The organism is Motilimonas sp. 1_MG-2023, from assembly GCF_030547455.1.
Classification (GTDB): Bacteria; Pseudomonadota; Gammaproteobacteria; order Enterobacterales; family CBDFNC01; genus Motilimonas.
In genome coordinates, this window is record NZ_JAUOPX010000073.1 from 1 (window position 1) to 8,535 (window position 8,535).

At 43.7% G+C, this 8,535-nt stretch carries 6 protein-coding genes and 2 pseudogenes; 5 read left to right on the plus strand and 3 right to left on the minus strand.

Annotated features, from left to right (window positions below; genetic code table 11):
* Positions 1–211 precede the first annotated feature (211 nt).
* Positions 212–487 carry a nucleoid-associated protein HU-alpha gene (hupA, locus tag Q4519_RS20950; RefSeq protein ID WP_119910462.1) on the minus strand — a complete coding sequence of 92 codons (276 nt, stop codon included), beginning with the start codon at positions 485–487 and terminating at the stop codon, positions 212–214.
* A gap of 367 nt (positions 488–854) precedes the next feature.
* Here hupA and Q4519_RS20955 point away from each other — a divergent pair, with 367 nt between their 5' ends.
* Complete coding sequence (locus tag Q4519_RS20955) at positions 855–1,907, plus strand: hemolysin family protein (RefSeq protein WP_232799817.1); 1,053 nt, start codon at positions 855–857, stop codon at positions 1,905–1,907.
* Positions 1,908–1,953: 46 nt separating this feature from the next.
* On the opposite strand, the gene Q4519_RS20960 is transcribed toward Q4519_RS20955, so the two are convergent.
* Positions 1,954–2,535, minus strand: coding sequence for a YjaG family protein (locus Q4519_RS20960; protein ID WP_303515767.1), 582 nt, complete (start codon positions 2,533–2,535; stop codon positions 1,954–1,956).
* 31 nt (positions 2,536–2,566) lie between these two features.
* Here Q4519_RS20960 and Q4519_RS20965 point away from each other — a divergent pair, with 31 nt between their 5' ends.
* Both Q4519_RS20965 and Q4519_RS20970 read left to right on the plus strand, forming a co-directional pair.
* Positions 2,567–3,508: a D-2-hydroxyacid dehydrogenase gene (locus Q4519_RS20965; protein WP_303515768.1), complete on the plus strand. Its 942-nt coding sequence runs from the start codon at positions 2,567–2,569 to the stop codon at positions 3,506–3,508.
* Positions 3,509–3,851: 343 nt separating this feature from the next.
* Positions 3,852–5,474 (plus strand): annotated as a pseudogene (locus Q4519_RS20970) (glycosyl hydrolase family 18 protein); the annotation flags it as partial.
* A 104-nt stretch (positions 5,475–5,578) separates the two neighbouring features.
* Here the strand turns inward: Q4519_RS20970 and Q4519_RS22475 are convergent.
* A pseudogene (locus Q4519_RS22475) lies at positions 5,579–5,644 on the minus strand (hypothetical protein); the annotation flags it as partial.
* A gap of 271 nt (positions 5,645–5,915) precedes the next feature.
* Here Q4519_RS22475 and Q4519_RS22480 point away from each other — a divergent pair.
* Positions 5,916–6,179, plus strand: a complete 264-nt coding sequence (locus tag Q4519_RS22480) for a carbohydrate-binding protein (protein ID WP_369293063.1) — start codon at positions 5,916–5,918, stop codon at positions 6,177–6,179.
* 495 nt (positions 6,180–6,674) lie between these two features.
* The coding region (locus Q4519_RS20975) for a glycosyl hydrolase family 18 protein (protein WP_303515773.1) at positions 6,675–8,535 on the plus strand (1,861 nt) is incomplete at its 3' end.

Here is an 8,535-nt window from a genome sequence, read left to right on the forward strand (position 1 = left end):
CCCTTGGTAAAGTAATTTTTCGTCGATTTATTTATACCGTATCTCCCGCGTGGGGAGGAGTCCATACATCTCCTACGGGGACTAACTCCTACGGGGACTAACTCCTGACGTAGGAGCAGAACTTGTTCTGCGAATAATCAGTGATTTCAAATACAGCAGATACAAAAAAGCCAGGCATTGCCTGGCTTTTTATTTATTCTTTATTTCAAAATTACGCTTTAACAGCGTCTTTTAGTGCTTTACCGGCAACAAACGCAGGGATGTTTGCTGCAGCAATTTGAATTTCAGCACCTGTTTGTGGGTTACGGCCTGTACGCGCTGCACGATGGTTCACTTTGAATGTACCAAAACCAATAAGCTGTACTGGCTCACCGTCTTTTAAGCTTTCGGTAATACCTGCTAACACTTCTTCTAGCGCAGCTTTAGCTTGTGCTTTAGAAAGATCTGCTTTTTCAGCGATGGCATCAACCAGTTGAGTTTTGTTCATGAGACTTCCTTTCCAAGGTCGTTGTGGACTTATTAGCGGGTTCAATGTATTCAAAAACAAGCCCATGCGCAAAGGGTTTATCCCGCAAAAACCGCTAACTGCCTGCCCTTTAACCAACTTCTGCGTACAAGCTCACAATTTAACCCTTTTATCACTCAAAACTTGGTCTAGCTGATTGAAAAATAATCGTAAAGATCGCAGATAAAACCAAGAAAAAGCAGCACAAACCTAATGTGATGACCAAGAAACCGCTAACATCGCGCTATTAAACTGTCATTTTTAAACTACAAAAAAGGTTTTCCTTCCCTAATAAATAGGTAAACTGAAGTGGTTTCGTTTACTTAATGATAAATACTTTGGAGTGCCATTGTTTCTTCTTATTTTCTTTTTAGTGCTGGCTGTCGGCGTTTCTTTTATCTGCTCAATTTTAGAAGCTGTATTGTTAAGCGTAACTCCGAGCTATATTCGCGCGCAGTCGATTAATCATCCAACACGCGGCGCTCAACTAGAAAAGCTAAAACAAAAAATTGACCAACCGCTCGCTGCAATCCTCACTCTTAACACTATCGCCCATACTGTGGGTGCGGCAGGTGTTGGAGCACAAGCTGCGGTGTTGTTTAATAATCAATATATAGGCGTCACTTCAGCTGTACTAACACTGATCATCTTGGTGTTTTCTGAAATATTACCTAAGACCATAGGCGCAACCTACTGGCGCCAATTAGGCTTAGTCATCGCGCCCATCCTCACTGTCATGATTTCACTGCTCAAGCCCTTTATATGGCTGTCGGACATGATAACGAAACTGATCGGTAAACAGCATCATGGTCACGAACATATTCGCGAAGAAATAGCAGCCATGGCCCACTTAGGCAGTGAAACGGGTCAACTGGCCGATAACGAAGGTAAGATCATTAATAGCTTATTAAGCACTCGTGATACCAAATTAAAGAATATTATGACGCCAAGAACAGTATTGTTTAGCGTCGATAAAAACATGACGGTGAGTGAATATTTAAGCCTACATGCCGACGCACCTTTCTCACGTATATTATTAAGTAGTAAAGAAAAAGATAATGTTATTGGCTTTGTCCACAAACACGATATCTTAATGAACCAGCAAGGTGGCGAAAACATTAAGCTCGGACAGCTTTTACAGCCCCTGTATGTAGTTCCTGATACCGCTGCTATCCCTGCACTATTCCAGAGTTTGTTGGAAAAACGAAACCATATTTCACTCGTGGTTGATGAATACGGCGACGTACAAGGTATTGTTACCATGGAAGATTTAGTCGAAACCTTATTAGGAATAGAGATTGTCGATGAGCAAGATAAAATAGCAGATATGCAAAGATTGGCAAAAGCACGCTGGATCCGCCATCAAAGAAACACCGACGGGATTATAGAAAAACCAGAATAAACCGCCGCACCTGTTTTGTGGCGCAGTCATACCGCGCCACGGTGGATCAATCTAAACTAATACCAATATTACTAACACCCTCATTACGGCCAAACTTGCGCACAGCTTTTAGTAACTCAGGGCTGCGCACTTCATCAATTAATTTAAGTAATTCCAGCTGAAAAGCTAACTCCTGCTCCATCAGTTCATCGGCAAAAATATCTTCTTCTGATAACTCTTCTTCACTGGTTGCTTCAATAAAGCTTGCAACGGTAGCAATCGATGTTTGGCTGGCATTAATTGCTTCTTCCGCATCGTCTTGTTTTACCAACATAGAATTAAACGCACAGGTTAATACAACACAAGCATCTAGTGCCGGGTAGACGCCATACATGTCGTAATCGTCAATATTAGGAATTGCCGCTTCAAAGTGCTCACTTTGAATTTCAAAGTTGACTTTGGCGCCTTTCACCGTGAGTTTTTCCCAAAATAAATCGAGCATTTTGCGAAAAGTTTTTTGCCCTTGAAACTCTGTACCTTCACAAAACAGCACATAGTTTGGATACATACGCTCAGCCAAGGCAATACAAAATGAAACTTGTTGCCATGGCGCAAATTGATTAAGTTGCTTGTTAATATTTTTAACCACAGTTATACCTGTTTAACACTGGGGAAAGAAAATGACAAATACACTGCTTATTCTTAGTAAAGATGCCGAGGTTTATCAACAACTACTGAGTGGCAGGCTGCCGCCAGATATTCACGTTTTGGCGACCGATAATATAGAGTCTGTCATAGAGATGCAGCAACAAATTACATTAGCCTTGGCAGAGCCTGCATTAATCGCCCCTGCGCTCACAAAACTGCCACATTTAATTTGGCTACAATCAACCTTTGCTGGGGTGGACGCACTGCAAGATAACTCATTACCTCGCCATTATCAGTTAACGGGTGTTAAAGACATTTTTGGCCCACTTATCAGCGAATATGTGATGGGACATTGGCTCGCTTTATTGCGCCAATTTAGCCTTTATCAAGCCCAGCAGCGTCAGCAGGTTTGGCAAGCCCAGCCCTATGTTAGCCTACAAGGTAAAACCATGGTGATCACAGGCACAGGCTCTATTGGTCGCTACCTTGCAAAAACCGCAAACAACTTTGGGGTTAAGGTTTTGGGGATCAATACCAGTGGAAAACAATGGGAAGAATTTGACCATTGCTACACCATAGCGCAACTTAATACGGTATTAGCACAAGCTGATATTGTTGTGAACGCCCTGCCCGCGACAGCAAAAACACAGCAATTATTTAACTTAGACAGATTTAAGCAAATGGCCAATCACGCAATGTTTATCAATATTGGTAGAGGATCGGCAGTCAATGAAGAGCATTTGCATCAAGCACTAGCGCAGAGAATGATTCATCATGCAGTTTGTGATGTGTTTAATGTTGAACCTTTACCAACAGAATCCCCCCTATGGCAAAACCCGCACATAACGATTACACCACACAATGCAGCAGTCAGCTTTCCAGATCAGATAGCTGAAATTTTTTTAACTAACCTCTCATTACTCTTATCCCACAAACCACTCAAATATCCGCTGGATTTAACTAAGGGGTACTAAAACAGAACGAAGAGATGACTAAACTCTCATTTATGATTATTAAATTTGGCGAATGGGACAGTTCAAGCTAAATTTACTGCTGCTCAATCTAAATGTGAGTAAAATTATACACAAATAAGTGCGTTTTGATGGTCTGGAGACCTGTTGTAAAAACCACTGAAAGCCAAGGATAGGCATTTTAAATTCGTTAACATCGTTACGTTACGTCCTGTCTACGTGCTTCAGTCACCTTATCTGTGTTTCCTCGTGTCAAAGTCAAAGGAATCGACTCATGAAGAAATCAAATGTATTTGTAAAAAGCTCATTAGCAATAGCTGTCGCTATGGGCATGAGCAGTGCAGCTATGGCTGCACCTGGCACTCCTATCGTACAATGGATGGAAGACAACTACTCCATCATTGAAGTTAACCAAGCCGCATCCGCTTATAAAGATCTGTTTGTAGTAAAAGATGCTGCAACTGTGCCTGTTACTTGGGATATGTGGTCTGGCGAGCCGGGCACCAAATGGCAAGTATTACTCAATGGTGAAGTTGCCCACGAAGCGACGATTGCTGCTACACCTGTGCAAAAAGGCATCGTAGATTTACAAGTTAAAAAAGGCGGCCAATACGCACTAACGGTTAAATTATGTGATGACACCGGTGCTTGTAGTGAAAGTGCAGCAAAAAATATCGTCGTTGCAGACACCGATGGTAGTCACCTTGACCCACTGCCAATGAAAGTTAACCCAAACAATGGTAACTACACCACACCTGAAAACACCGTGGTTGGTACTTACTTTGTAGAATGGGGCGTTTACGGTCGTAAATTCTCAGTTGACCAAATTCCAGCACAAAACCTAACGCACATTATCTATGGCTTCGTGCCGATTTGTGGTCCAAACGAGTCATTAGGTGAAATTGAAAACGGCAACAGTTTAGCAGCCCTTGAGCGCGCTTGTGCTGGTACCGGCGATTACGAAATGGTTATCCACGACCCATGGGCTGCCATTCAAATGCCACAAGGCAGCGATATCCACTCAACGCCTTACAAAGGTACATACGGTCAAATGATGGCGTTAAAACAACGCTACCCAGACCTAAAAATTCTACCTTCGGTAGGCGGTTGGACCCTATCTGATCCCTTCTACGATTTCGTAGACAAGTCTAAGCGTGACATCTTTGTTGCTTCTGCGAAAAAATTCTTACAAACATGGAAATTCTTTGACGGTATCGACATCGACTGGGAATACCCTGGCGGTCAAGGTGCTCACCCAACCAAAGGTAACCCTGATTTAGATGGCCAAGCATACGCAGATCTAATGAAAGAACTACGCGCGATGCTAGATGAGCTATCTGCTGAAACGGGTCGCACCTACCAGCTAACTTCAGCTGTTGGTGTGGGTTACGACAAGATTGAAGACGTAAACTATATAGATGCAGTGCCTTACATGGACTACATCTTTGCCATGACTTACGACTACTACGGTGGCTGGAACAACGTGGTAGGCCATCAAACTGCACTTTACTGTGGCAGTCACATGAGTGCGGATGAGTGTGAAGGTAAAGGTCTTGACGCGGAAGGTAACCCTCGCAAGGGCCCTGCTTACACTTCTGCAAATGGTATTAACCTACTGCTAGAAAAAGGCGTACCAGCTAACAAGCTGGTTGTAGGTGCGGCTATGTATGCACGTGGTTGGACCGGCGTAACACAAGAGTCAATGACAGATCCTGCCAACCCTATGACAGGTGTTGGTAACGGTAAAGTGAAAGGCTCATGGGAAGCGGGTGTTATCGACTACAAAGATGTAGTACGTGATTACATCAACAACCCATCGGTACAAAAATTCTATGACGAAGTAGCTGAAGCCCCATACGCATGGAACCCAGCAACAGGCGACCTAGTCACTTATGATGATCGCCGCTCAGTATTAGCCAAAGGCGCATACGTTAAAGCTAACGGTTTCGCGGGTTTGTTCTCTTGGGAAATTGACGCTGATAACGGTGACATCCTAAATGCAATGCAAGAAGGTCTTGCTGGCCACGTTGTGGTAACACCAGTGCCAACAACACCACCAACACAAGAACCGACTCAAGAGCCAACTACTGAACCAACAGTTGAACCAACAGTTGAACCAACGGTTGAACCAACGGTTGAACCAACGGTTGAACCAACGGTTGAACCAACAGTTGAACCAACAGTTGAACCAACGGTAGAACCAACAGTTGAACCAACAGTTGAACCAACCCAACCTCCAGCTGGCGATTACGATTACGTTTACCCTAATGGACTAGGCAGCTACACCGCTGGTACAAAAGTACTGGCTAGCGACGGTGGCATTTACCAATGTAACGTAGCGGGTTGGTGTAACCTCGGTGGCGCTTACACACCTGTAACAGGCTGGGCAGCAGACAATGCTTGGACTAAAGTGGGCTCTGGTACCGTTCCTTCGGTAGAGCCAACTACTGAACCAAGTGTAGAGCCAACGGTTGCGCCTACAGTTGAACCAACCGTTGAACCAACCGTTGAACCAACAACGCCACCAACAGGTGACACGACTTGGGACAGTGCAAAAGTTTACAACGGCGGCGATCAAGTGCTATTAGATGGTGTGAAGTACGAAGCCAAATGGTGGACACAAGGTGATAACCCATCGCAGTCTGGCGATTGGGGTGTGTGGAAAAAAGTGTAATAGTTAACACTAGCACTTAAAACACGTTGCACACATGAGGGGAATGGATCACATTCCCCTTTTTTTATTTTCACAGTTTGATCCGGCTAACAGTTATAACAATGTGCACCTATTTCCTTCAAAATAAGATAAAATATCTAAAATAATTATAAAGATGAAATATTTATCTAAAATAAACCCTGTTAACATATTATTTACGACGATTTTTTGGTCATTTTTTTTATCTCTATCACGTTTAGCACTTTCACCATCTTGCCCTTGACCTCAGATACTCCTATATTGTCTCAAGTCTGAACAAGACTACACTTTTTGAAATGAATCAGTATGGCCAGGAGGCTATTTAAATTACTGATTTATAAGTTGCCAAGGATAGGCGAGAAAAATGATAAGGATGTTGTCAGCATTGTTGACCTCTTCATATCTTTCCCTCTCTATCTCTTGCATCAATTTCAAATTGACTCTGAATTCTCAATGACTAGTCAAAGGAATGGACTTATGAAGAGAAATATCTTAGCTGCATCTATCTTGGCAGCAATCAGTGGTAGCGTAATGGCTGCTCCTGCTGCACCAAGCATCGACATGTACGGTTCTAACAACCTACAATTCTCTAAAGTTGAACTTGCAATGGAAACCACTTCTGGTTACAAATCCATGGTTAAGTACAATGAAGAAGCAAAAATCGCAATCAAATTTAACCAGTGGTCTGGTACTCCTGGCGACACTTACAAAGTTTACTTTGACGGTGTTGAAGTTGCATCTGGCCCAATCACTGGTAGCCAAACAACTGCGACTTTTGGTTACGCGAAAGGCGGTGTTTACGATGTAGTAATCGAAGCGTGTGACGCAACAGGTTGTACTAAAGGTGCTGCAGCAAAACTAACGGTTGCTGACACTGACGGTTCTCACCTTGCGCCACTAACAATGAACGTAGATCCTAACAACAAATCTTACAATACTGATAAGAACACTGTTGTTGGTACTTACTTCGTTGAATGGGGTATTTACGACCGTAACTACACTGTTGATAACATCCCAGCTGACAACCTAACTCACATTCTTTACGGCTTCATTCCAATCTGTGGTCCTAACGAGTCTTTGAAATCGGTTGGCGGCAACAGCTTCAACGCACTTAAAACTGCGTGTCAAGGCGTGCCAGATTACGAAGTTGTAATCCACGACCCATGGGCTGCATACCAAAAGAGCTTCAAGCAAGCTGGACATGACTTCAACACACCAATCAAAGGTAACTTCGCGATGATGATGGCGCTTAAACAGCGTAATCCTGATCTGAAGATCCTACCTTCTGTAGGTGGTTGGACACTATCTGACCCATTCTTTAGCTTCACTGACAAAGCTAAGCGTGACATCTTTGTTGCATCTGTTAAAGAGTTCCTAACAACTTGGAAATTCTTCGACGGTGTGGACATCGACTGGGAATTCCCTGGTGGTGGCGGTGAGAACGCAAACCTAGGTGACCCGGTTAAAGATGGCCCAGCTTACATTGCATTAATGCAAGAACTACGTGCAATGCTAGATGAGCTAGAAGCACAAAACGGTAAGCCATATGAACTAACTTCTGCAATCGGTGTTGGTTACGACAAAATTGAAGACGTAGATTACGGCCAAGCAGTTCAGTACATGGACTACATCTTCGCGATGACTTACGACTTCTACGGCGGCTGGAACAATGTACCAGGTCACCAAACTGCACTTTACTGTGGTTCATTCATGGCTCCTGGCCAGTGTGACGGCACAGGTGTAGATGCTGAAGGCGTTCCATTCAAAGGCCCAGCTTACACAACTGATAACGCAATCCAGTTATTATTAGCGCAAAACGTTCCTGCTAACAAACTTGTTGTAGGTGCAGCGATGTACGGTCGTGGTTGGGACGGCGTAATGCCATCTAGCCTAACCGATCCAAATGACCCAATGACAGGTACAGGTAACGGCAAGTTAACTGGTACTAAAGCACAAGGCGTTTGGGAAGCTGGCGTAATCGACTACAAAGGTATCAAGCAATACATGCTTGGTGCTAGCGGTAAAGGTATCAATGGCTTTGAATACGGTTACGACGAGCAAGCGCAAGCGGCATACGTGTGGAACCGTTCTGACGGTAAGCTAATCACGTTTGATGACGCTCGTTCTACTAAAACTAAAGGTGCTTACGTTCGTGACCTAGGCTTAGCAGGTCTATTCTCTTGGGAAATCGATGCGGATAACGGCGACATCCTTAATGCAATGCATGAAGGTCTTGATGGTTACGTACCTGTAACACCTGTACCAACTGTTGAACCAACTGTTGAACCAACTGTTGAACCAACTGTTGAACCAACTGTTGAACCAACTGTTGAACCAA

Coding starts and splice junctions, on each gene's coding strand:
- hupA (WP_119910462.1), bottom strand. CDS start 487: ATGAACAAAACTCAACTGGTTGATGCCATCGCTGAAAAAGCAGATCTT.
- Q4519_RS20965 (WP_303515768.1), top strand. CDS start 2,567: ATGACAAATACACTGCTTATTCTTAGTAAAGATGCCGAGGTTTATCAA.